General features: G+C 37.6%; 19 protein-coding genes, 2 pseudogenes and 1 other annotated feature. Of the genes and pseudogenes, 16 read left to right on the plus strand and 5 right to left on the minus strand.

The genetic code is table 11. The features are described from left to right. Positions 1-245 precede the first annotated feature (245 nt). From CJZ72_RS06170 to CJZ72_RS06190, 5 genes are all read left to right on the plus strand, one after another. Complete coding sequence (locus CJZ72_RS06170; RefSeq protein ID WP_005875388.1) at positions 246-1,007, plus strand: IclR family transcriptional regulator; 762 nt, start codon at positions 246-248, stop codon at positions 1,005-1,007. A 95-nt stretch (positions 1,008-1,102) separates the two neighbouring features. Then, positions 1,103-1,747, plus strand: coding sequence for a bifunctional 4-hydroxy-2-oxoglutarate aldolase/2-dehydro-3-deoxy-phosphogluconate aldolase (locus CJZ72_RS06175; RefSeq protein ID WP_081133791.1), 645 nt, complete (start codon positions 1,103-1,105; stop codon positions 1,745-1,747). A gap of 5 nt (positions 1,748-1,752) precedes the next feature. After that, on the plus strand, positions 1,753-2,760 hold the full coding sequence (locus CJZ72_RS06180; RefSeq protein ID WP_095443688.1) for a sugar kinase: 1,008 nt from the start codon (positions 1,753-1,755) through the stop codon (positions 2,758-2,760). A gap of 16 nt (positions 2,761-2,776) precedes the next feature. Then, on the plus strand, positions 2,777-3,619 hold the full coding sequence (gene kduI / locus CJZ72_RS06185; protein ID WP_081133793.1) for a 5-dehydro-4-deoxy-D-glucuronate isomerase: 843 nt from the start codon (positions 2,777-2,779) through the stop codon (positions 3,617-3,619). Positions 3,620-3,634: 15 nt separating this feature from the next. Further along, positions 3,635-4,438 (plus strand): gluconate 5-dehydrogenase, encoded by an 804-nt coding sequence (locus CJZ72_RS06190; RefSeq protein ID WP_005875395.1) that lies wholly within the window; start codon positions 3,635-3,637, stop codon positions 4,436-4,438. A 395-nt stretch (positions 4,439-4,833) separates the two neighbouring features. On the opposite strand, the gene fni is transcribed toward CJZ72_RS06190, so the two are convergent. Genes fni through mvk form a run of 4 tightly spaced genes read right to left on the minus strand, consistent with a single transcriptional unit; the run spans position 4,834 to position 8,889 of the window. Further along, positions 4,834-5,877 carry a type 2 isopentenyl-diphosphate Delta-isomerase gene (gene fni, locus CJZ72_RS06195; protein ID WP_095443689.1) on the minus strand — a complete coding sequence of 348 codons (1,044 nt, stop codon included), beginning with the start codon at positions 5,875-5,877 and terminating at the stop codon, positions 4,834-4,836. Continuing rightward, positions 5,874-6,959: a phosphomevalonate kinase gene (locus CJZ72_RS06200; protein WP_081133795.1), complete on the minus strand. Its 1,086-nt coding sequence runs from the start codon at positions 6,957-6,959 to the stop codon at positions 5,874-5,876. The genes fni and CJZ72_RS06200 overlap by 4 nt, the downstream gene beginning before the upstream one ends. A 12-nt stretch (positions 6,960-6,971) precedes the next feature. Then, positions 6,972-7,949 (minus strand): diphosphomevalonate decarboxylase, encoded by a 978-nt coding sequence (mvaD, locus tag CJZ72_RS06205; protein WP_081133796.1) that lies wholly within the window; start codon positions 7,947-7,949, stop codon positions 6,972-6,974. After that, positions 7,942-8,889, minus strand: a complete 948-nt coding sequence (gene mvk / locus CJZ72_RS06210) for a mevalonate kinase (protein WP_081133797.1) — start codon at positions 8,887-8,889, stop codon at positions 7,942-7,944. The genes mvaD and mvk overlap by 8 nt, the downstream gene beginning before the upstream one ends. A gap of 313 nt (positions 8,890-9,202) precedes the next feature. Between mvk and CJZ72_RS06215 the strand changes: the two genes are divergently transcribed. The 4 genes and pseudogenes from CJZ72_RS06215 to CJZ72_RS15050 all read left to right on the plus strand — a co-directional run. Then, the gene (locus CJZ72_RS06215; protein ID WP_025481376.1) at positions 9,203-9,862 is read left to right on the plus strand and encodes a deoxynucleoside kinase; all 660 of its coding nucleotides are present in this window, start codon (positions 9,203-9,205) and stop codon (positions 9,860-9,862) included. Between the two features lie 85 nt (positions 9,863-9,947). Continuing rightward, positions 9,948-10,064 (plus strand): annotated as a pseudogene (locus CJZ72_RS15235) (DUF3788 family protein); the annotation flags it as partial. Between the two features lie 169 nt (positions 10,065-10,233). Next, positions 10,234-11,139 (plus strand): magnesium transporter CorA family protein, encoded by a 906-nt coding sequence (locus tag CJZ72_RS06225; RefSeq protein WP_095443690.1) that lies wholly within the window; start codon positions 10,234-10,236, stop codon positions 11,137-11,139. A gap of 238 nt (positions 11,140-11,377) precedes the next feature. Next, positions 11,378-11,497 (plus strand): annotated as a pseudogene (locus CJZ72_RS15050) (DUF3788 family protein); the annotation flags it as partial. A gap of 76 nt (positions 11,498-11,573) precedes the next feature. Here CJZ72_RS15050 and CJZ72_RS06235 read toward each other — a convergent pair. After that, entirely contained in the window at positions 11,574-12,938 is a 1,365-nt protein-coding gene (locus tag CJZ72_RS06235) for a lytic polysaccharide monooxygenase (RefSeq protein WP_095443691.1), read from the minus strand. 315 nt (positions 12,939-13,253) lie between these two features. Continuing rightward, positions 13,254-13,379, plus strand: a sequence feature (ribosomal protein L20 leader region). Positions 13,380-13,422: 43 nt separating this feature from the next. On the opposite strand from CJZ72_RS06235, the gene infC reads away from it, so the two are divergent. The 7 genes from infC to CJZ72_RS06275 all read left to right on the plus strand — a co-directional run bounded on the left by infC (position 13,423) and on the right by CJZ72_RS06275 (position 24,286). Beyond that, positions 13,423-13,947, plus strand: a complete 525-nt coding sequence (gene infC, locus CJZ72_RS06240) for a translation initiation factor IF-3 (protein ID WP_016177253.1) — start codon at positions 13,423-13,425, stop codon at positions 13,945-13,947. 71 nt (positions 13,948-14,018) lie between these two features. Then, positions 14,019-14,219 (plus strand): 50S ribosomal protein L35, encoded by a 201-nt coding sequence (rpmI, locus tag CJZ72_RS06245; protein ID WP_071855433.1) that lies wholly within the window; start codon positions 14,019-14,021, stop codon positions 14,217-14,219. A 53-nt stretch (positions 14,220-14,272) separates the two neighbouring features. Beyond that, positions 14,273-14,632, plus strand: coding sequence for a 50S ribosomal protein L20 (rplT, locus tag CJZ72_RS06250; RefSeq protein WP_005875407.1), 360 nt, complete (start codon positions 14,273-14,275; stop codon positions 14,630-14,632). 1,120 nt (positions 14,633-15,752) lie between these two features. Then, positions 15,753-18,755, plus strand: a complete 3,003-nt coding sequence (locus CJZ72_RS06255; RefSeq protein WP_232509793.1) for an MSCRAMM family protein — start codon at positions 15,753-15,755, stop codon at positions 18,753-18,755. Between the two features lie 746 nt (positions 18,756-19,501). Then, positions 19,502-20,950, plus strand: coding sequence for a helix-turn-helix domain-containing protein (locus CJZ72_RS14695; protein ID WP_227260278.1), 1,449 nt, complete (start codon positions 19,502-19,504; stop codon positions 20,948-20,950). A 3-nt stretch (positions 20,951-20,953) separates the two neighbouring features. Then, a complete protein-coding gene (locus tag CJZ72_RS06270; RefSeq protein ID WP_081133800.1) occupies positions 20,954-22,303 on the plus strand; it encodes an NAD(P)/FAD-dependent oxidoreductase in 1,350 nt (449 codons plus the stop codon). A 645-nt stretch (positions 22,304-22,948) separates the two neighbouring features. Beyond that, positions 22,949-24,286, plus strand: coding sequence for a citrate transporter (locus CJZ72_RS06275; protein WP_095443692.1), 1,338 nt, complete (start codon positions 22,949-22,951; stop codon positions 24,284-24,286). Positions 24,287-24,318: the final 32 nt, after the last annotated feature.

Consider the following 24,318-nt stretch of genomic DNA (forward strand, 5'->3'; position numbering starts at 1 on the left):
AGAGTACAAAGTAATTAGTCAGAAGTAATCAACTATAAGAATCTTGATGTATTTTCCGGAAAATTTGCGTTTAGAATGCCATTTATTCAAAAAGAGTGTGTCGAGAAATTTGTCACACTCTTTTTCAATTTTATTGAAGCAATTTATCATTTATTTTTAGGCTGAATTCTTTTTTTAATAGAAATCCCTTTCAATTTCCGTCTAATTTGATTATAATTTCCTATATAGAAATAGGAGGAAGCGATATGGAAAAAAAGAAACCTTACGGTACGGTGCTGATCAAAGCATCGATTATTTTAGATTTTTTGGCGGAGCAGCCAGACACTTCTTTGCAAGAAATTGCGAAAGGCACAGATATGACACCATCGACAGTATTGAAAATTTTAGATACATTACTGCTGATTGGGTATGTCAATAAGAGTACAGAGAAAAATTATCGCTTAGGCGGGAAACTTGTGCGTTATGCCAATAAAAATATCGATCAGATCGATTTAGTTGAAATCACGCGACCATATTTAGAAAAATTACAGGAAACGATTGACGAAACGATTCACTTAGGTGTGCTGGACAACGAGGAAATATTATACGTCAATAAACTAGATCCCAAAAACCAGACAATCAGAATGTCTTCTAAAATAGGAATCACAAGGCCTTTATATAGCTCGGCTATGGGGAAAGCCGTATTAGCTGAGTTCGCTGAACCGCAGTATGAAAAGTATGTGGAGTCACACCAATTGATCCCATATACAGAATATACAATAACGAATAGTTTGAAACTGAGAAAAGAACTTGATGAAGTAAAAATGACCCAGGTTGCTTTTGATGACGAAGAAGTCGAAAAGGATATTTTTTGTATCGGGGCTTCGATTGTCAAAGGAGAGGAAATCATCGGGGCTTTTAGCATTAGCATGCCTAAATATCGTTTGACACCTGAAGTAAAAGATAAAATCATCCAATCAATCAAACAAACGAAAGAAGAAATTGAAAAAACACTCAAAAAAAAATGAAAAAGCGTTTGCATTTTTTCGCCACTGTCGTATAATATGGATATAGATTTCCAAATTATAAAACTAAATTTCTTTATAGGAAACGGGTGAAAAAAATGAAAAAACTAGACATTTTGACACGTTTAAAAAAAGCTGGAGTAATCGCTGTTGTCCGTGGAGAGACGAAAGAAGAAGCGCTCAGTGCTTGCCAAGCAATAGTCAAAGGTGGGCTAAAAGGGCTTGAACTGACATTTACTGTCCCACAAGCAGATCAAGTGATCAAAGAATTATTGTCGATCTACAAAGATCAAAAAGATGTGGTGATCGGTGCGGGAACAGTCTTAGATGCTGTAACAGCACGATTAGCTATTTTGGCAGGAGCTGAATATATTGTCAGTCCTTGTTTTGACAAAGAAACGGCTGAGTTATGTAATTTGTATCAGATACCTTACTTGCCAGGATGCATGACGATCGATGAAATGAAAACAGCACTTAAGAGTGGTGTGGATATCGTCAAATTATTTCCAGGTAGCGCCTATGGTCCTAGTATCGTTACTGCATTTAAAGCGCCAATGCCGCAACTCAATATCATGCCGACTGGTGGAGTCAGTTTAGATAATATGAAGGATTGGTTCGATGCCGGCGTGATCACTGTAGGTGTAGGAGGCAATTTATTGGCTCCTGCCGCAACAGGCGACTTTGATAAAGTAACCGAAGTGGCTCAGCAATACGTCGCGAAATTACAAGAAATAAAGGGGTAGGTGCGATGGGGAAAGCAATCACATTAGGTGAAATCATGTTGCGTTTATCAACCGATCAGGGGAAAAGACTTGAAACCAGTGAAACTTTCCACGCGCATTACGGCGGTGGTGAAGCAAATGTGGCCATCTCATTAGCTAATTATGGACATGAGGTTGGTTTTGCTTCCAAGGTTCCTGACCATGCAATAGGGAAGGCCGTTAAAAAACATCTGCAAAGTTATGGTGTGGATACAACACATCTTTTATTCGGTGGTCCGCGGTTAGGTTCTTATTATATGGAAACTGGGGTCGGGGAACGAGCGGCTTCCGTTATTTATGACCGAGCGGGTTCGAGCTTTGCACTGATGGAAGAAGATGAATGGAACGGCAAACAGCTGTTCCAAGGAGCAGAGATCTTCCATATTTCGGGAATTACACCGGCGTTGTCACAAGCTTGGCGAGTCCTCACAAAGAAACTCATGCAAGAAGCGAAGAAAATGGGCTGCTTAGTCAGTTTTGATATCAATTATCGAGGAAAGCTTTGGACACCAAAAGAAGCAAGTGAAACAATCCAACAATTATTACCGTATGTCGATATTTGTTCCGCTGGCGAACTAGATGCTCGTTATCTATTAGGTATCAAAGATGCTCCAGAAGAAGTGGAACAACCGTTGATTTATTATTACCAGAAAATGCAAGAAAAATATCCAAACATCAATGTTTTTTATTCGACGAAACGAAAAGTTCATTCCGCTAGTGACAATGAGTTACAAGGTACTTTATGGATGGATCATGGATATTTCGAATCACAAGTACATGAAATTACACCTATCGTGGACCGCGTGGGAGGTGGGGATGCTTTTGCCGGTGGGGTCTTACATGGCATTTTAGAAAAAAATACGCCACAAGAGATCATTGATTTTGCAACTGCTGCATCTGCTTTGAAACACACCGTCCATGGGGATTGTAACCAATTTGATCAATCAGAAGTCGCTCGCTTTTTAGCGTACGGCTCAGGAAAAATCATAAGATAAAAAGGAGAAGATAAACATGCAAGAAATGGAAACACGTTATACACATAGTCCGGAAGATATTCGTCATTATTCAACAGAACAATTAAGAAAAGAATTTTTAGTGGAGAAAGTATTTGAACCTGGAAAAATCAGTTTGACTTATACCCACAATGACCGCATGATTTTTGGCGGAGTAACACCAACAGAAAAAGAATTAGAAATCACGCTGGATAAAGAATTAGGTGTTGAATATTTCTTGGAACGTCGTGAATTAGGGGTAATCAATATTGGTGGACCTGGATTCATCGAAATCGAAGGAAAGAAAGAAGACATGAAAAAGCAAGATGGCTATTACATCGGCAAAGAAACAAAGCATGTCGTATTTTCTTCAAAAGATCCAGAAAATCCAGCAAAATTTTACATTAGTTCAGTACCAGCACACCATAAATATCCAAATGTCAAAATCAGCATCGATCAAGTGAAACCAATGGAAACAGGCGAAGGGTTGTCATTGAATGAACGCAAAATCTATCAATATATCCATCCAAATGTTTGCGAAAGCTGCCAGTTACAGATGGGTTACACTATTTTAGAGCCAGGTAGTTCTTGGAATACGATGCCATGTCATACACATGAACGCCGCATGGAAGCTTATGTTTATTTTGATTTTGCCAAAGAAGATACACGTGTTTTCCATATGATGGGTAAACCTGATGAAACAAAACACTTAGTAGTGGACAACGAGCAAGCAGTTACTTCTCCAAGTTGGTCGATTCACTCTGGTGTCGGAACGAGCAATTATTCATTTATTTGGGCAATGTGTGGAGAAAATATCACGTATACCGATATGGATATGGTACCAATGGATCAGTTGAAATAAGAAGGAGGATAAAAAATGGAATTTACAATGGATATGTTTCGTTTAGATGGAAAAGTAGCACTAGTAACTGGTGCTGTTTACGGAATTGGGTTTGAGATCGCTCGTTCACTGGCAGCAGCCGGGGCAACGATCGTGTTCAATAATTTGTCACAAGAATCAGTCGATGAAGGGGTAGCGCACTATAAAGAAGCCGGGATCGAAGCAAAAGGGTATGTTTGTGACGTAACAGACGAGCCTGCAGTTCAAGCAATGGTCAAACAAATCAAAGAAGAAGTTGGCTCTGTTGATATTTTGGTCAATAACGCTGGGATCATCAAGCGCACTCCGATGATCGAGATGGATGCGGCAGATTTCCGTCAAGTGATCGATGTGGATCTAAATGCACCTTTTATCGTATCAAAAGCAGTTATTCCGGATATGATCGAAAAAGGTGGCGGTAAAATCATCAATATTTGTTCAATGATGAGTGAATTAGGTCGTGAAACAGTTAGTGCTTATGCAGCTGCTAAAGGCGGCTTGAAGATGTTGACAAAGAATATTGCTTCTGAATATGGTCAATACAACATCCAATGTAATGGCATCGGCCCTGGCTACATCGCCACACCACAAACAGCACCTTTGAGAGAAAAGCAAGAAAATGGAGAACGTCATCCATTTGATCAATTCATCGTTGGACGTACACCAGCAGCACGTTGGGGTGAACCAGTCGATTTAGCTGGTCCATCTGTATTCTTAGCATCTAGCGCTTCTGATTTCGTCAATGGGCATATCCTTTATGTAGACGGCGGTATTCTAGCGTATATCGGGAAACAACCTTAAACAACGTGTGAGCTTAGAAGTAACAAAAAGAGGTCGGACAAAAGTGTTTAAAAAAGGGTTGGGACAGAAGTGTTTAACTCCGAGAAATAAGAAGAAATTAACGAAAATTGCTTTTCAAATTTTTGTGAATTTCGGCTTATTTCCGAAGGAGTTACTTCTGCTCCCACCGTTTATTCGGAGTTAGAGTCTGTGGCAAAACTGATTTTTAGTTTTGTCCCACGCTCTTTTTTTGTGATTTCTAGACCGACGTGAGAAATCTCAAGAAATAAGAAAAAATCCACAAAAATCGAATTTAAAATTTTTGTGGATTTCATTATGTTTTTCAGAGAGACTATTTCTGCCGTTTATTCGAGAGTCTGCAGCAAACTTGATTTTTAGATTTGTCCCACATTCATTTATTTCCGATTTCCGTATTTCGTCAAAGAGATCCCTCTTGCTTCGCACCAATCTTTGGTAGCCCCCGTCAAGATAACTGGGTGATGATGCAGCTGATCGATTGTTTCTGCACCAACCATCGTAAATAACAAACGAAGTTCATCCTGCCAATCTTTGAGTAACTGTATAGTATCTTCTACGCCATTACTCATCAAGGAATTCAGTACGGTTCCTGATATTCCTACGGCTTGAGCGCCAAGACAGAGAGCTTTAAAGATGTCAAAGGCATTTCGGATGCCGCCAGATGCTAATACCTCAACAGGATATTTCGCTTCATTTGCTTCTAATAGTGAAGTAACCGTTGATTGCCCCCAATCAGCTAGATAGTTCAATTCTCTTTTAGGGCGACGTGCATTTTCGATCTGAGTAAAACTTGTACCACTGCGACCACTGATATCAATTGTTTTGACGCCTAATGCAGCCAATTCGTCAATCGTTTCTCTGGTCATCCCAAAACCCACTTCTTTGACAATCAAAGGTACCGAGATTTCTTCTCTGATTGCTTGGATCAACTCTTTCCAATTTGAAAAATCACGATCACCTTCAGGCATGACTAACTCTTGGGGTGCATTTAGATGGATTTGTAAGGCATCTGCCTCAAAAAGTTCAATTGCTTGTTTCGCCTTGACGACCGAAGTACCTGCGCCGACATTCGCTAAGATCTTTCCATTAGGATAAACGTCACGCATCACTTGGTATGTCTCAGCTAATGTCGGATCTTTTAAAGCGGCACTCACTGAACCTGTCGCAATCATTAAGTCTGTTTCTTTAGCGATTGTTGCTAATTCGCGGTTGATTTTTTTGGTTTTTTCGCTTCCGCCAGTCATTGCATTGATATAAAAAGGATAATGCAAGTCTAAACCAGCCACGGAAGTATGAAGACTGACTTCTGAAACTGTAAGCTGCGGTAAAGCATTATGAACGATCCGTACGGTATCAAACTCATTTTTTTGTTTGTTATGGAAGGCTTTCGCTAATGAGACATGTTCATCTTTACGATTCATGCTTTTTCCTTTCTTTGATAGCTATAGACATGAAGAGGAAGTGGAGTGATCTCTGCGGCTTCCCACGCACTCATCAAAGGGAGAATACCTGATTTTTGATCAACGATCACGATCCCACAGTCGCCACCACCAGCGCCTGATGATTTCGCTGCTCCCTCATATTCTTCTGCTAAACTGCATAATTTATTCAAAGCAGGTGTTTCGATCAATACACCAGTGATCGCGGAAAGATCATGTAATAGCTCACGGTTTTTTCGGATCATTTGTTGGATCAGTGATACATTGTTCTCTTTGAATCCTTTGATCATTTCATTGACACATTCTGTACTAGCTTGCAAAAATTGTTGATAAGCGGTCATTTTATCTGTTCGTGACCGATGGACTTGGTCCACTAGATCAGAAGTGGACGCTGGACTTCCAGTCCAACCAATCAATAAACGTAAATCTTTGGGAGTACAAAGCGACTCGACTGAAAGTCCTGGCCAATCCATCGCTAATAGTTCACTGATGGAATAATTTTTTTCTTGTTGTTGGAGCCAACGATGATCAAAAGTGGAAAAAGCGATCCAACCACCATAACAACTTGCGGCGATATCTCCGCATGAGCCGTTATCTTGAACGGCCAAATTTGCTAAAGCAGCAATTTTGAATATCTCCAATTGTGTTAGATTCAAGGCGTAAAAAATATTTAGTGCCTTAACTGTCGCAACAGTAACTGCACCACTAGAACCCAACCCATATTTGCGACCATTGGAACTATCGAGTTCACTTGTTACTTTCAAGTCATAGAAGGAAAGTAAGATATTGTTTTCTTGCGCATATTTCTCAGTCAAGCGGATGGCTGCGAGAATATAATGAAATGGATTTTCACGAATATCTAGGACTAACTCGCCACGGCGTCGTGTCCAACGAACCGGCATTCCACTATATTGAGCAGATTGGATACTGCCGACTTTTCGTGCGGCTTCTACGGTGACTGTCACAAATTGATCTACAGCAACGATGATTGCTGGATGACCGGTTTCAACAACTGCATATTCTCCAGCAATATAAAGTTTTCCTGGAGCAGATACTTCAATCATAAAAATCTCCCTTTATTCAATAATCTTGATTCCTGGACCAGCATGAGCCGTAATGACTTGCTGCGGGCTAAATAAATCGCTAAATGCTTGGCGAACAATCTCTTCTTGTTTCTTTTCAACTAACACTTTCACATTTGGCCCAGCATCCATTGTAAAGTAGCAAGGAATCCCTTCATTTCGTAAAGTACGGACGGCTTGCATCGCCTTTAGGCTATCAGCTGACCAATAAGTAAATGGAGGGAGAGCGGCTAATGTCGTGCCATGCATCTTCAATGCGTTTCTTTCCATCGTTTCTCCCAGTGTTTGAAAATCTTTTGTGTGGATTGCTTGTTTTAATTGATAAAGATCAGCTTCGACAGTATCTAGCCAACCTTGATAAAAACTGGAAGTTGCTACAGTACGTCGCATGCCATCTCTGCTAGAGACATCTTTTTTTTGATCGTTGAGAAGCACAAAGACCATAGCTAACTCTTCTTCAAAATTATTTGAGGGTACGGGTTGAGCGTAGGAACTTTCATCATCATGCCCCTTTTCCCATTCGACAAATCCACCGAAGATGCTGCGACAAGCAGAGCCAGAACCACGTCTAGCCAGTCTGGATAATTCTTTGTCATCTAAGCCTAAGTGCAATGCTTCATTACACGCACCAGCTAATGCAGCTAGTCCACTAGCAGAAGAAGCCAATCCAGCAGCAGTAGGGACAAAATTTTGACTCGTAATGGTTGCTTTATAGGCTATTCCTGCTTTTTTTCTAGCTAGATCTAAAAATGCACTTATTTTTTTTGTGGCTTTTTCATCTTGTAACTGATCGTCTAAGTAAAAACGATCTTCTGTAAATTCCTCAGAGAAGAGGACTTCAGTTTCTGTATAAAACGCATCAAGTGTCAATGACAAACTATTATTCATTGGGAGGATCAGCGTTTCATTTTTTTTGCCCCAATACTTGATTAGCGCAATATTCGTATACGCACGTGCTTTTCCTTTAAACATAGGTATGTACTCCTAATCCTTGAATCCAAGTTGCAGCAGCACCTGCTTGAAGAAGTGCATCGCTGATTTCTTGGGCTTTTGTTTTTGTTTGAGTAAGAGCAATCATACAACCGCCTCTGCCGCCACCTGTTAATTTGGCACCTAGCGCACCAGCGTCTTTTGCCGTCTCAATCAACAAATCTAAAAAGTCATTACTGATGGTCAAGCTTTTTAAGAGTTCTTGTGCTTCGTTCATTGCTTGAGCGAGGTGTAGCGGATCATTTTCGATGATTGCTTTTTTTGATTGCCTTGTTAAGTATCCTAGTTGTTGGATTTTTTGTCCAGTTTTCTGTTGATCTTTTTCAAATAAATGAGCGACATCTTTCACTGCTTCACGTGTTTGTCCCTTGATGCCTGTGTCAGCTACGATTAAAAAAGCATCGATATTCAAAGAAAAATAATCAAAGGGATGACCTTTGACAAAATAGATGGGTTCTAAACTACTTGTTGCAGCAGCATCGATTCCACTAGGATTCCCATGAGCGATTTTTTCTGATATTTGCACATTTCTTAGTAGCTGTTCGCGAGAAAGAGGTTGGGCAAGATAGTCATAAAAGGCACGTGTGACAGCAGTTGCTACGGCTGCACTAGATCCCATCCCACGCTCGGCGGGAATCGTACTATCGATCGTTAATTGAAAATTTGTACTGATGTGCTGTTCTTTTTTTAAACTAGCTACTAATTGTTTGATATTTTTCAACGTATGAGGAGCGCTAGTCAATTTTCCTGTATAATAAGAAGAAATCAATTGATCGGCTGACGAAAAAGGTAGTTCTTCAAAAGAAGCAGTCGCTTTAGTCGCGTAAAAAGGAAAAGCAATGGCTGGTTCGCCGTAGACGACTGCATGCTCTCCCATCAAAATGATTTTCCCATTTGATTCTCCTTGGCCATAGTTTGCCATAATCTAACTCCTTCTATATGTTACGCTAACTTTTTGAGCAAAAAATAAAGCGCCGTGTATCATTTGCGCTATCGAATGATTTTTTACATGTAAGTTCAAAAAAACAATCCATCTTTATTTTACTAAATCCAACGCAGAAGTAAAATAAAGAATACGTTTTTCCGCAAAAAAACATTTTTTTCTTAAGAAATTTTTGGCTTTTTATTTTAGTGAAAAGGGGAGATTTCTATTTGACACTACCAGATATTGGGGGTATATTTAGAAAGAATTGGAAAAAGACACTATATTTAGTGATGAAGTGAGTTGGAGGTAAATGAGCGTGATCGTTTTAGCAGGTACGATTGGTGCCGGTAAATCAAGTTTAACAGAAATGATGGCTGAACGCTTGGGCAGTCAGGCTTTTTATGAATCAATCGATGATAATGAAGTACTACCCTTATTTTATGCCAATCCTGAGCAGTACGCATTTTTGCTACAAATATATTTTTTGAATAAACGTTTTGCAAGTATCAAGCAAGCAATGGAAGAAGATAACAATGTTTTGGATCGTTCTATTTATGAAGATTCATTGCTGTTCCACCTAAATGCAGATCTAGGTAGAGCAACGGAGACTGAAGTTCGCGTCTATGATGAATTGCTTGAAAATATGATGGAAGAACTTCCATATGCTGCACACAAAAAGCATCCTGATCTACTCGTTCACATTCGAGTGTCATTTGAGACGATGCTTGAACGGATCGAAAAAAGAGGACGTTCATATGAGCAACTTTCTTTTGACCCTACCTTGTATGACTATTACAAAGAATTGAACCGTCGTTATGATCAGTGGTATGAGGAGTATAAAGAAAGCCCTAAAATCCAGATCGATGGGGATCAGTTTAATTTCGTGGAAGATCCTGAAGCTAAAGAGGCGGTATTGAAAATAATCGAAGAGAAACTAGCAGAAATTCGAGAAGAAGTCAGTATTTCTTAATTTTTTTCATAGAAATGATAGAATGAGGTTGAGACAAAAGTCGTTTAGGTTTGAGAAATTGGAGAGAAGAACGAGGTTGGGATAGAAGTGTTTAACTCCGAGAAATAAGAAGAAATTCACGAAAATTGCTTTTTAAATTTTTGTGAATTTCGGCTTATTTAAGAAGGAGTTGCTTCTGCTCCCACCGTTTATTCGTTTTTAAAGAATGGGACAAAAGTGTTTCTTACTTTTGTCCCATGCTCGTTTTTTTTTGAAATTTCCGAAAAAAATGGCTTTTGGACGCCGTCTATTCAGAATTAGAGTCTGTAGCAAAACTGATTTTTAGATTTGACCCACATTCATTTTTGTGTACAAGTAAAGGGGGAGCTAAAGTGAGAGAAAAAATTTTTTTTAACCACGATCAAAATTTTTGGATGAATGTCCCAAGTGATGATGCCATCGCGGTTAAAAATCTAAAAGAAGAGTATGGGATAAGTGATGAAATGTTGACTTACTCACTCGATAAAAATGAACGAGCACGTGTAGAATATGATAGCTTAGATGGTGCACTATTATTAGTAACGAATGTTCCGCATCAACAAAAAATCGAAAATCATTATGAAACTAGTCCAGTAGCGTTTATTTTAAAAGATGGAGGGCTGTTTACCTTTACGACTAAAAATACAGAGTATGTTATCCGATTGATCAATGCTCTGTTAGAAAGAGACTCAGAAGTTTCTGTTTATAGCTTGCTATTTAGAACGTTATTTCTGATTTCTGGTTCTTTCTTCCCACTTATTGAAGAGGTTAACAGTGAACGTCAACGATTGAATATGCGACTGCGAGAAAAAACAACAAATAAAAATCTGTTGGCTTTATCTGACTTAGAAGTCGGTTTGGTCTATCTAGTCACTGGGACAAAACAAAATGTCGTTTTACTTGAGCAAATCAAAGCTCTCGCTATTTTTCGGAAATTAACAGAGAAAGAAAAAGAACAGTTGGATGATGCACTCATTGAAGCCAAACAGGCAGTTGAGATGACTAATTTAGCTTCTCAAATTTTAGACCAGTTATCAGGAACATATAATAATCTATTGAATAATAATTTGAATGATACAATGAAATTTCTAACTGTCTGGTCATTGATTTTAACGGTGCCGACCATCGTTACCGGATTTTTTGGGATGAATCTACAATTACCCTTTACACATTCCGTCTTTGGATGGGGCATCGCCTTGATCATCAGCTTACTTTTATCGATCTGGATGTTAGTGGCATTATGGCGAAGAATCCGCTGAACTTGAAATAGTGAAAGAATGCTGTCGGAAGTTATTCGAAAGTGAAACAACAGAAAACAATTGCTGGGAAAATCGTGAATGGATGTTTAAAAATTATTCCTACAAGAAGAGATCGAGACAAAAGTTGTTTAGGTTTGAGAAATTGGATAAAAAAGCGAACAATACGTTTTTTGTATTGCTCGCTTTTTTTGAAATTTCCGAAAAACCTGACTTTTGGACGCCGTTTATTTGAGAGAGGCTGGGACAGAAGTGTTTAACTCCGAGAAATAAGAAGAAATGAACGAAAATTGCTTTTCAAATTTTTGTGAATTTTGGCTTATTTCCGAAGGAGTTGCTTCTGCTCCAGCCGTTTATTCGAGAGTCTGTAGCAAACCTGATTTTTAGATTTGTCCCAGACTCTAGGTTGGAATGTCTTTCCTAGTTGCTTTGCTTTTTTAGTTTAAACGGAATAATGTATCTGCCTGATCAGGGGCCCAAGTCGTATCACCATAATTAACATGTGTTTGTAATGTTACGTACAGTTTTCCTTGGTAAACCACTTTTTCATGTTTTGTATAAAGCTGTGGAGAAGCGAATGTTCCTAAGATCCATTGTCTGCCTTCCGTTTCTGTGCCACCTTCTTCCTTTTTATCTGTGGTCACAGTTAAAACATTGCTGGTATCAGAAACTTCATTAGAATTACTGATTGCTTTGACTGTATAAGTATAAGTTGTATTCGCTTTCAAGTTCGTATCATCAAACGTTGTTTTTGTAGTTGAACCAATTAGAGAACCATTGCGGTAAATATCATATTGCTTGATTCCTTGCGTATGAGAAGAACGTCCCCACATAAGTGAAACACTTGAACTAGTGGTTCCCATCGAATGCAGGCTTTTAGGTGCAGTTGGTTTTTCTTGACTTGTTTGGGATAACGTCGTCACTGAAATAGCTGTTTTAGGTGAAGTTAAGCCATTTTGTCCAACCGCTTCGATCTCATAACGATAAGTAGTTTTTTCTTTAAGCTTACTATCTGCAAACTCAGCATTGGCTGTATTACCGATAAATGCGCCATTTCGATAAACATTATAAGAAGCCGTATTTGCTTGACCGTTCCAAGTTAGTGCGACAGAACTTGCTGTCACATTAGCTGTGCGGACATTTTGTGGCGCAGATGGTGCTACTGGAATACCAGCTTCGCCTTTTACATTGACATCGATCACGTTATAAAAGGCATTTGGTGTATCTGCAACATCCCAGACCGCTAAGATAACATGGTAACCTAAGCGATTGCTTGGAATAGTAATGTTATGTTTTGGATTATTTGTTGCTGCCGAACCATTGTGGTTGATCGTACCAATCAACTCAAAATCACCGCGATCTAAAGAATCATTTGGATTCCAATCAGCTTTTGTCATGTAATAATGCCATTTAGATGTTGCATGTGAAGCTGTATAACGCCATGTGATGTTCATAGCGCCTTGTTTCACTTCTTGTTTTGTCCAACGACTCGCTGTTTGATTGTCCAAGACAAAATCACCGATTTGGCCCAAGCCACCTTCCGCAGAGGCAATCCGTCCATCCGCAGGACCAGCTTGTGGAAATCCTTTTTTTGCTTCAAGTGATTGAGGGTTTGTAATAACTGCTCCGTATTTTTCCCAAGCAGCGGAATACCCAATCGTATTTCGTTCAATAGCCCCTTGATAACCTCGACTAGGTGGTGATTCCACATACCCGTGAGCAGAAGCAGAAATTTGGTTGATCATTAGGCTACCGAAAAGAGCTGTAGAGCAGAATAGAGTGGCTAAAAGTTGTTTTTTCATCGTATTCCTCCAAAATTTTTTATTTTTTTTGATAACGACCATCTCAATTTACAATCAGTTTTAAATTAAAATAATTGTTATTTGAATATAGGATATCAAAAATGGAAACGTTGTCCTAATCAATAATTACCTAGTGCTAGGTAATTTTAGTTTCCTATATGAAGGTTAGAATTTAGAATCAATTTTATTTTAGAAATAACGTTTATGTAAAGTTTGTGCTAAGGATGCAACAGACGGCTATCAAAATGAAAACCAATCACTTATAAGAATTTCATTGACAAAGTAACAAGGATTTGCTATACTATTTAAGTTGAGAAATAAAAGCAGAAGCACCCGCTTCTCGCCTTAGTTGACACAGTTACTGGGCTAGATAGTTTTCATCTACTTGGTTAGGTGAATGACGTGCGGGTTCTGTAAGAGAACTCGTTTTTTTATTGCCGTTTATCCGGCAAGCTTTTCTTTCTCTCATAATATTTGGAGGTGAATGACCATAGCAAAGGATATGATGGTTAACGACGGCATTCGTGCGCGTGAGTTACGATTGATCGGTTCAGATGGTGAGCAATTAGGAGTTAAAACAAAAGCAGAAGCATTGAAGATTGCAGAACAAGCAAATTTAGATCTTGTGTTAGTTGCACCAGGTGCGAAACCACCAGTTGCGCGAATCATGGACTACGGGAAATACCGTTTCGAGCAACAAAAGAAAGACCGCGAGGCGCGTAAAAAACAAAAAGTGATCAATGTAAAAGAAGTTCGTTTAAGTCCAACAATCGATTTGAATGACTTCAATACAAAACTTCGTAATGCACGTAAGTTCTTAGAGAAGGGCGATAAAGTAAAAGCTTCTATCCGCTTCAAAGGCCGTGCCATTACCCATAAAGAAATTGGTCAAAAAGTCTTAGATCGCTTAGCTGAAGAAACTGCTGATATTGCAACAGTGGAACAAAAAGCGAAAATGGACGGACGCAGCATGTTCTTGACGCTGGCACCGAAAAACGACAGTAAGTAATTTGAATGACTAACTGGCTGTTGGACAGTCGATAGTCGGATAACGAAAGATTTTGAGGAGGAAATATAGTCATGCCAAAACAAAAAACACACCGCGGATCAGCAAAACGTTTCAAACGTACTGGTAAAGGCGGATTAAAACGTTTCCGTGCGTTTACAAGTCACCGTTTCCACGGTAAAACTAAAAAACAACGCCGTCAATTGCGTAAAGCAAGCATCGTTTCTAGTGGCGATTTCAAACGTATTCGTCAACAACTAGCAAAAATGAAATAAAAAACACAAACAAACGAAATTTGAAGATTTATTTTTATTAGGAGGAATTATACATGGCACGTGTTAAAGGTGGAACAGTAACTCGTAAACGTCGTAAAAGAATGCTAAAACTAGCAAAAGGTTACTACGGTTCAAAACACACTTTATTTAAAACAGCAAAAGAACAAGTAATGAATTCATACAACTACGCATATCGCGATCGTCGTCAAAAGAAACGCGACTTCCGTAAATTGTGGATCGCTCGTATCAACGCAGCAGCTCGTATGAATGGCTTGAGCTACTCAAAATTGATGCACGGTTTGAAATTAGCTGAAATCGACATCAACCGTAAAATGTTAGCTGACTTGGCTGTCAACGATGCAGCAGCATTTACTGCATTAGCTGACCAAGCAAAAGACGCTTTAAGCAAATAAGCTTATAAAGCTATATAGCAAAGTGCCCCACTCTTATGGAGTGGGGTTTTTTGTTTTGCAAAAAAAATGTTGCAACCTATTAAAAAATGTAACAGAGATCATATTGCTCTAAGTTGGTTAGAAAGATAAACCCTATTTTTTATGCCCATTCTGTCTGTAATTATGAAACGCCTTCAACAGATAAGGGATAGAGAATACAGACAGCTATGGGTATTTTCTATTTAGGTATACGAAAATTTTTTGTAGTAACTTTTTTTGAATAGCAAGACTATCAATATTTATATACTTACTCATTTATATTGATAGTTTATGCAAAAAAATAAATGATACACTTTTTTTGCTAGAGGATATAGAAAAATAAGGTGAGGATAGATCTTATCAAAGAAAGGGAGGATAGATGTACAGAGTAATTCTTTAATGTTGGTATAAAATGGAGGCGGTTAATAATGGTTCGTATCCTAACAGACCTCCAATTTATAAGAAAGTAAATGAATGATTTTGAATAATTTTTTTACTTAAAATCCCTTAGCACAATAGACTCTAGAAAAGAAAACAACAAGCATGTTTTGAACATCATCAACCACCATTTATCAGGTTATCTAGGCTTTGTCATCAGCTATTCAGTTGTAGATGTAGCTATGATGAATAATCTCAAATCGAATTGATGTCTCAATTCTAACTCTGCACAATTTAATCAGTCTCTAAGAAGATAGATATTGTCCAAAGTGATACGTAGAATCCCAACAATTTTGAACTGGGTATCGTTTAGTTAAAGGAGTTATTATTAGAAATATTGACAGTACACTTATGTATACGCTCCTTTATATGATCTACAAACAATCGTGCTAGAATCACATGCAATGACAAGATACCGATCCGTAATGTTTCCTTGATGTTCGCTAAAATAGTTCTTTATCCAAAGAACCTTCGCTACAGGTCTCATGTGTTTAAATGACTCATCCACTATTCTTACTTAAATCAACGGTTTATGTATCCGGATGCTATTTTTCATTTAGGTTAGTAATAAGATATGTAGCGTCTAATCTACGGACAGATTTACTACTTAGAAAGGATGAGAATTTCTATGAAAAATAAAGTAAAAGCAATATGTAGTAAAACTATGTATTTAATAGCGGTTCTTTTTATAGTCTTCGGAAATATGGGAGGACTACATACAGTATCAGCTACGACCCAAGCAGCTCAAGAAATCCCTGTTACCTTCTCAAATAAGCGTATTAGTCAAAATGGAAAGCAGCTAATACCAGATAAGACTTTCAAGACAGATGACACTGTTTTAGACTTAGATATGAATTTTGTACTCAATAATATTGGGGATATTCATAAGGGAGATTACTTTGTGCTTGACGATATACCAACAGTATTTCGGGATGCAAGTGCACTAGGAACAACCGTTAATATTACTGACAGTGAAACCAGCGATACCATGGCGACAGGAACCTATGATCATAATAATCCTGGTAAAATTATTTTTTACTTCGCTAAGGATATGACCAGAAAGAATATCACGGGTTCTATCCACCTTGCAATGGCTGTCAACGCAAATGGTGGATCAGTCAATTTTATTTATAATAATAATCATTATATCATTGAAAAAAATGGTGGCTCTGGCGGCAACAGTGATTCGCATATCGATTATGATGTGGCTACTCTTGAAAAAAACAATTATTCCCCCTCATATGATCAAAATACCAATTTAGTCAGCGTGAATTGGTTGGTATACTTTAACGCTAAGGGATTAGCTGCAGGTACTTACACGTTTTCAGACGAATTACCTGAATACATGACTTTTGATTCTTCAAGTAAAAGGGCTTCTAGAGGTCACAAGTACGCAACGGCGGATTCCCATGAATTTCTATCTGAAGAAGATATTCTCAACAGCACTTCTTGGAATGAAAATAATGGGAACTTACAAATTTCCATTAATGTCCCACAAAATAGCGATAGTGTATATGCACTTTCTTACAAAACAACAATCAGCCTAGATGATCCAAACTTTGATAAGCTCCTATATGCTAATAATCATGGAGATATTGGGTTCAAAGCACATAATTCGATTAAGGTTGCCGACGCATTAGGACAGGAACTTGCTAACACTTCACGTGATGCCACTATGCTCGTGTCTGGTAGTGGTATTGCTAAATATGATAAAGCAGGTAGTGCAAAAATCTCGAAGATCGATGTAGCTACGCAGGCACCTTTATCTGGAGCAATTTTTAATCTGATTGATTCACAAAATAGCGTTGTAAAGAGTATCACAACTGATACTTATGGAACTGAGACTGTCTATGGACTTACACCAGGGCAATATTCATGGGTTGAAACTTCTGCACCTACAGGATACGAATTAGATTCTACTCCTATTCCTGTAACAGTTGCTGCAGGTAAAGTCGCTCTTAGTACAGCTACAGATAAAAAAGGTCAAAACCTCGGTAGTGTTGTTTTAACAAAAAAGGCGGCAAAGGATGGAACAAAGTTGCCCAACGCGAGTTTCAATTTACAAAAGGCGGATGGAACATTTGTTAAATCAGTTACAACGGGTGTTGATGGGGCAGTGACAGTGGATCATTTGCTAGCAGGTGATTATCAATTTATCGAAACCAAGGCACCCGATGGATACACATTAGATGCCAAACCTATTCCATTCACGATCGAAAAAAATCAAACAACGGCTAAAGAAGTTACTGCAACCGATGAAGAAACATCGGGTTCTGTCGTGTTGAGTAAGGTGGATGCAGATACTGGGAAAACTTTACCCGGAGCGATCTTTGAATTGGATACAGCAGCAGGAAAACGTGTCAAAGACCAATTAGTTACGGATAAAACAGGTGAGATTTTTGTAGATAAACTTTTGCCAGGTGATTATCAATTCATTGAAAAAACTGCACCAACTGGATATACATTGGATAGTCAACCAATCGCCTTTACAATCGAAAAAGGGCAAACAACGGCTAAACAAGTAAAGGTTACTAACAAAGCAACGCCAGGTTCTGTCGTTTTAACGAAAAAAGATGCTGAAACAGCTGAAGTATTGCCTGATGCGGTATTTGAATTACAAAAAAGTGATGGTACAACGATCACAACAGATTTGACGACTGACGCATCAGGAAAAATCTCAGTAGATAGCTTAGAGCCAGGTGACTATCAATTTGTTGAAATGGTTGCACCAACTGGATATGAAATCGATAAAACACCTGTTAAGTTTACGATCACAAAAGCACAAGCAACAGCGTTACAAGTAGTAAAAACAAATCGTATGATTAAAGGAACAGTGATTTTAGATAAAGCGGATAGCCGTACAGGAACAAAATTGGCTGGGGCGACTTTCAAATTGATCAATAAAGATACCAAAAAAATAGTGATGGAAGAAATGACAACCTCTCAAAGCGGACGCTTAGCCGTTCAAAATTTACGTCCTGGGCACTATCAATTTATCGAAACCAAGGCACCAAAAGGGTATGAACTTGATGCCAAGCCAGTAGAATTTACGATTATACGGAATCAAAAGGATACTCTTTATCTAACAAAGATAAACAAAGCGATAAAAGGTTCGGTTCGTTTGGAAAAACGGGATAGTCAATCGAAGAAATTACTAACAGGAGCGAGCTTCAACTTGTTGGATGATCAAGGTAAAATCATCAAAAAAGATTTAGTCACGGATAAGAATGGTGTAGTTGAAATTGCCGGATTGGATGTAGGTCACTATCAATTTGTCGAAACTAAAGCACCTAAAGGATATGAATTAGATGCAAGCCCAGTCAACTTTACTTTAGACGATAACTCTTCAAATGTGGCAGTTACAAAATTTGATACGAGCACACCAGTGGCACCACATAAAGCCGAACAACCAAAAACACCTGCTAGACCAGCAGCAAAGAGCAAATCAACAGTTGGAAAAACAGTGGCGAAGGCTTCTGCTAAACCAGCAACACACAGCAAAGCAAAAGTTGTTGGAACAGCAAAAGCGCCTAATAATGCTACCTACAAAGCCTATCCTAAAACAGGAGAAGAAAAAAATAGCATCGTTCCTTTAATCGGTGGAATAGTAGTTGTTGGTATAGGTGTCTTTGGACTAATGAAGAAAAAAGTTAAATCTGAAAAATAAGTAAATTTTTCGCAAAATCGAATATAAAAAGTGACTGTTGAAAGGTGTGAGTAAAGTCCACTGGTTTAAATGTTTCGAATTTGATTTAGTGGGCTTTTAGATATAAACGTTGCATGATTGAACTTCCCCAAAAGAACTATCTCTATAATTATGTCTAGAGCAGTCAATTCACACCTTTTGTAAAGTATAAAATGTCAGATGAACTATCTAGAGGATATCAATTATTTGTATGTAGTACTTAAAAGAACATGATCGAAAAATTACAGAAGAAATTACCTTCTTAAAGGAGATAGTTTCTTCTGTAATTTGGGCTCAAATGATTCATTCCTATACTAATTGGATAAGTTAACTAAAAATTTGGTATAGGAAACAAGAAATTTTCAAGGTGGCTTCTATTTTCGGTTCATCAAATTAGCTGATAAGTGAATAATAGGAACAAGAGCCCAACCTCGGTTCGAATATAGCAAAATGAATAAATATACCTTTAAAGAGACTTAAAATGTTATTTAATTTATTTTATTACGATTTAGGCTAAAAAATCAGGTAAATAGTGTTAATATAAAGGATAAATATAGGAGTAACAAAGTGAAAAAGGGAAACATATGTAAATGATTTAGCTATATCGATAGAATAGGAATATTGTCACATTTAATTTTCAGAAAATTTTGGAAATAATATGATGACAACTTGTTGGGGAGGTTTGTATGGATATTTAGGATTTACTTGATAATAGCGAAACTATTCAATTGAAGATCCTAAGAAAGATCTTCAGTGCGGGGGAGAAAGGGGTTGCATGTGCAGAAGTCAGGCGTTCTCTAAAAATAAACGCAAACACGGTATTGGAAGCAGTAGGGTTATTCAATGATTTTTTTAAAGAAACTTATGTTGATCGTAAGGTGGCCATAAATTATACGTCAGAGACGGGTCTTTTGACGTTGGATACCGAAGAAAATATCGACTTTTCTGAAATTTATAGTACATTTCTAAGAAGGTCAATAAATTATCAAATCATTCAAAAAGTTTCTTTTGAGAGTTCATCGATTTCTCAACTGGCTGTTCGCTTGTATCTTAGTGAAGCGACGATCTTTAGAAAAATAAAACTTTTGAACTCAAAAATTGAAGAGTTTCAACTCAAAATAAAAAATGTAAAAATGCATGGAGACGAGATACAGATACGATACTTATTGTACAGTCTGACTGTCAATGCGTATACATTTAACCAGCACCTTCTAAAGTTTCAGGAACGCACACATCCATTTGCGGATGCATTTATCAATACTTTCGAAGTGCTTAGTAACTATAAATTTTCCATCCAAGGAAAAATAAAATTGCGAATATGGCTAGATATCACGATAAAAAGAATAAGACTGTTAAACGATACTTCGATGGATGCAAATTATCTAGAAGTTGAGAATCAAGCGCTGTATAAAGCAATCAAGAAAAGCTTTCTCTCCATTTTGGATCATTATTCATTACTGATCGGAGAGGATGAGATAATGATTTTGTATTCTTTTATGGTATCTTTCGAATTGTATGATTCAAAATATTTACCGCTCGGAACAAAGGAAATCAATTCGAATGGAAAAGTAGCCTTACTGGATAAAGAATTTTTAAGACGAGTCCATGAAGTCTTTCCTCATTACGAAGAGAAAGTAACCATTGAAACAAGGCGCGAAATTGAGTATTCGTTGACGAATCTGCATTGTAAAATCACGAAATTTTGTGGTTCGTTCTACTATTTTTCAGGAAAAAGTATTTCTCACTTAGCGAACATGGAGATTTATCAACGATTGCTGACTATTTCAAACAAGTTGGTTGCTTCCATTGAAGAGAGTTTTTCTGATTTTATTACTGCAGAAGTATTGTCTCTTGTTTATCGAAGATACTTCAACCTCCTTTTAGAGATCCTAAAGAATTATTCAATAAAGATACGTATAGGTGTTTCTATCCATAAAGATTATTCTATCAAAGAAGGTGTCTTTTTTCGTCTAACCTACTTGATGCATTATTTTTTTGATGTTGAGATTGAAGAAGCAGCTGAACAACAAAAATACGATCTTTTGATTACAGATCTGATCGTATCTACAGAACAATTTGCGCATGATTATTATTATCTGTTGACCGATATTGAAACAACCTATGATTCTGATCGTATACAGAAGATTCTAGTAAAGATATATAAGAAGAAGGTTTAGTGAATGAAATGTATAATCATTGGTGGTTCTCATGCAGGTGTGGCTGCTGCTAGAGCATTAAAAATTTTAGATCCAAGGATAGATGTAACGCTGATTGAGAAAAATCAGACGCTTGCTTTTATTTCTAGTGGCATTAATTTGGTTTCCAAAGGTATTATTCAAAAATTAGAAGAAGCGCATAACTATTCTCCTAAAGAGTTAACGGACTTAGGAGTAAAGGTTCTTCTAAGTACAGAGGTACTGAAAATTGAAAAAAATGAGATCAAGGTAATCTGTACAATGATAAACGATGGTTCGACAATTACCCAAGAACTACCTTACGACTTCTTAATTGCCGCAATTGGGTCGACTCCTGCGATACCCCTCAGCCTTACGAGTGAGAAGAAGGATATATTGACGTATAAAAGTTTTAATGAATCTGCGTTTGCGTTAGACCGCATCAAAAAAGCTAAGAAGATTGCATTGATTGGGCTTGGTTTTGTGGGGATGGAATTTGCAGATACTTGGATGAAAGAAAAAGAATTATTTTTAATTGATCGAAGAGACTATCCACTTGCTGGCTATTTTGATGAAGAATTCATTCGTCCCATACTATCCAATATTCCGAATAATGTTACATTCAATCTGAATACTACTGTAAAGAAAATTGATAAAGATAAAAAGACGGGTACGTACACGCTAACTTTTCATAGTAACGAGAAAATTTCCAATGTCGATTTGATTGTATCTACCAGCAGTTCCTTACCTAATTCGCAGCTACTGGAAGGTCTGGTTGACTTGAATTTTGACCATACTGTTAGTGTGAACGACTATCTTCAAACATCTATAGAAAATATTTATGCAGTAGGGGATTTGCTTGAAAAACCACTGTTCTCAACCCAACTAGAAATTGGCGGAGTGTTTAAACCACTTGTTTCGCAAGCCCAACGTAGTGGTTTTGTAGCCGCTTATAATATTTATTCCAATAATCAGTTAGCATATCAGTCTTCTAATCGGACAATTGCAACAACATTTGGAGAGTATTACTTGGCAAGTAGTGGGATGACAGAAATAGATACGATTATTTATAAACGAGAATGCGTGTCTGTTACTAAAGAAATCTCCGTTGATGGGGGAGAAACGCTAAAATTACAATTGATGTTTGAAAAAGGAACAAATATTTTATTGGGTGCAGAGCTTTTGACAACATCAAAAATTTTAGTTGAATTAATCAATTTGTTATCTTTGATGATCCAAACAAAAATGAATATATTCGATATCATTCAATCTGATTTCTACTTCCAACCAGAATTTACTTCCTATGCAAGATACCTTCAGCAAATTGCCTTAGAAAGTTTACCAGCCATAGGATAGCTTTCATTAGGAATTTCATGTCCACCGACCACAGTGTTCATAATAGTAGGCAAGTTTTGGTGTACATGGAGAAGGAAAACTAATGGATGCGGTAAATGTTCAATTAACTGAGAGAGATGCAACTCTTTCAAGATAAAAAAGATGAGGCCGCTTCTTGGCTCAGAGAGATAAGAAGAGATTCACGAAAATTGTTTTTCAGATTTATGTGAATGTGGGCTTATTTTTGAAGGATTGCTCCTCGTACCGTCGATTATTCATTTTAGAGAGATCGAGACACGTTTAGGTTTGAGAAATTGGAGAGAAAAACGAACAATACGTTTTTTGTATTGCTCGTTTTTTTTTGAAATTTCCGAAGGAGTTGCTTCTGCTCCCGCCGTTTATTCGAAAGTCTGTAGTAAACCTGATTTTTAGATTTGTCTCATACGCTCTTCTATTTTCTATATTGGTCCCTATTTTTCGTAAGAGAATATAGATGATACCCAACAGCAAATTATTTTAGATATATAATAATTAGTGTTTTTTAATCATATATGCACCTATTATACGCGTATTTTAATGTAAGCGATTACTTAATTCGTTAGAATGAGTTAACTGATATATCAGAGTGTTCTGTTGATTTAGTTAAAAAGAAAATGGAGGGGCAGTATGAGTGATATTATTATAGGTATTTTATTAGTTATTTCGTTTTTCTTTATGGTTTGGTATTGTGTGAAGGGTTACAACTTGATGGTTGGTTTAGCGATCATGGCAACGGTTTGGATGAGTTTGGCGTTAGTAGGTAATTACTTTTCTCCTAACCCAGCAATGGAAGGTCAAGGATTGATCGACGTATTGACACATATTTATGCAACGGGTCCTGCAGAATATGCGAAATCGATTTTAGTAAATGTATTCTTTGGTGCTTTCTTTGGTCGAGTGTTGGTGGATAGTGGTATAGCAGCTACATTGATCCGAAAAGTAGTGGAACTTGGTGGGGATAAACCACGGATCACGATGAGTTTGCTTTGCATCGTAACTGCTATTATCTTTATGTCTATGACAGGGATCGGACCAGTTATCTCGATTGCAGTAATTGTTTTACCTATCTTGATGTCATTAGGAATTTCGGCTCCGATTGCATTGTTTTCATTCATGGGTTCGATCATGGCAGGGATTTTTGCTAACATTGTGAATTTCAAGCAATATCAAACGATCTACGCTGGATTCAATCCGGCAGCAGAAAGCTATACGTATAACGATTATTTCCAAATCGGAATGATTGGTATGGTTGTAAGTTTGGTTGTTGTTTTAGTTGTAGCTAATATATCAATGAACAAAAAGAAACGTTACGCAATGGCTGCTGAAGTGCAAAGTGATGGCGGTGATGCACCGATGATTTCTTGGTTAGCAGTACTTATCCCAGTTTTAGGTGTCGTGTTATTAGATATTCCGATCATTTTAGGATTTATGATTGCTGGAATCTGGGCATTATTATTTACTGGAAAATTACGTGGAGGATATAAAGAAATCTGCCGTCAATTTGCTAAATTATTTACAGATGGAGCGACAGATGTTGCGCCGATGGTTGGCTTTTTAATGACTTTGGCGATGTTCAATAATTCTGCTGCGTATGCTTCTTCTTATTTCTCAGCAATTTTTGGGGACTTTATTCCAAAAACGCCTTTAGTTTTGGCTATAGCATTTGCTATATTGACACCACTTGGATTTTTCCGTGGACCTTTAAGTTTAGTGGGTTCTGGTTCAGCCATTCTAGCAGTTGTTTTAGCAGTGAATCCAACAATGCCTGTTGCCTTCTTATTCCCGCTATTTGCAACAACGACGATTGCGCCACAGCATTTAGATATTACGCAATCATGGGTAGCTTGGGGCTTAGGATATACAAAAGTATCTTCAAGAGAGTATATGAAAAAATCAATTCCAACTGGTTGGATAATTGGAGCAATTGTCTGTATGATTACGTTCTTATTGTATGGTAACTTCTAACGGATTGTGACAATAGAAATGAAATGGAGGAA

Origin of the sequence: Enterococcus durans, from assembly GCF_002277935.1 — a bacterium.
In the GTDB taxonomy this organism is placed as follows: Bacteria; Bacillota; Bacilli; order Lactobacillales; family Enterococcaceae; genus Enterococcus_B; species Enterococcus_B durans.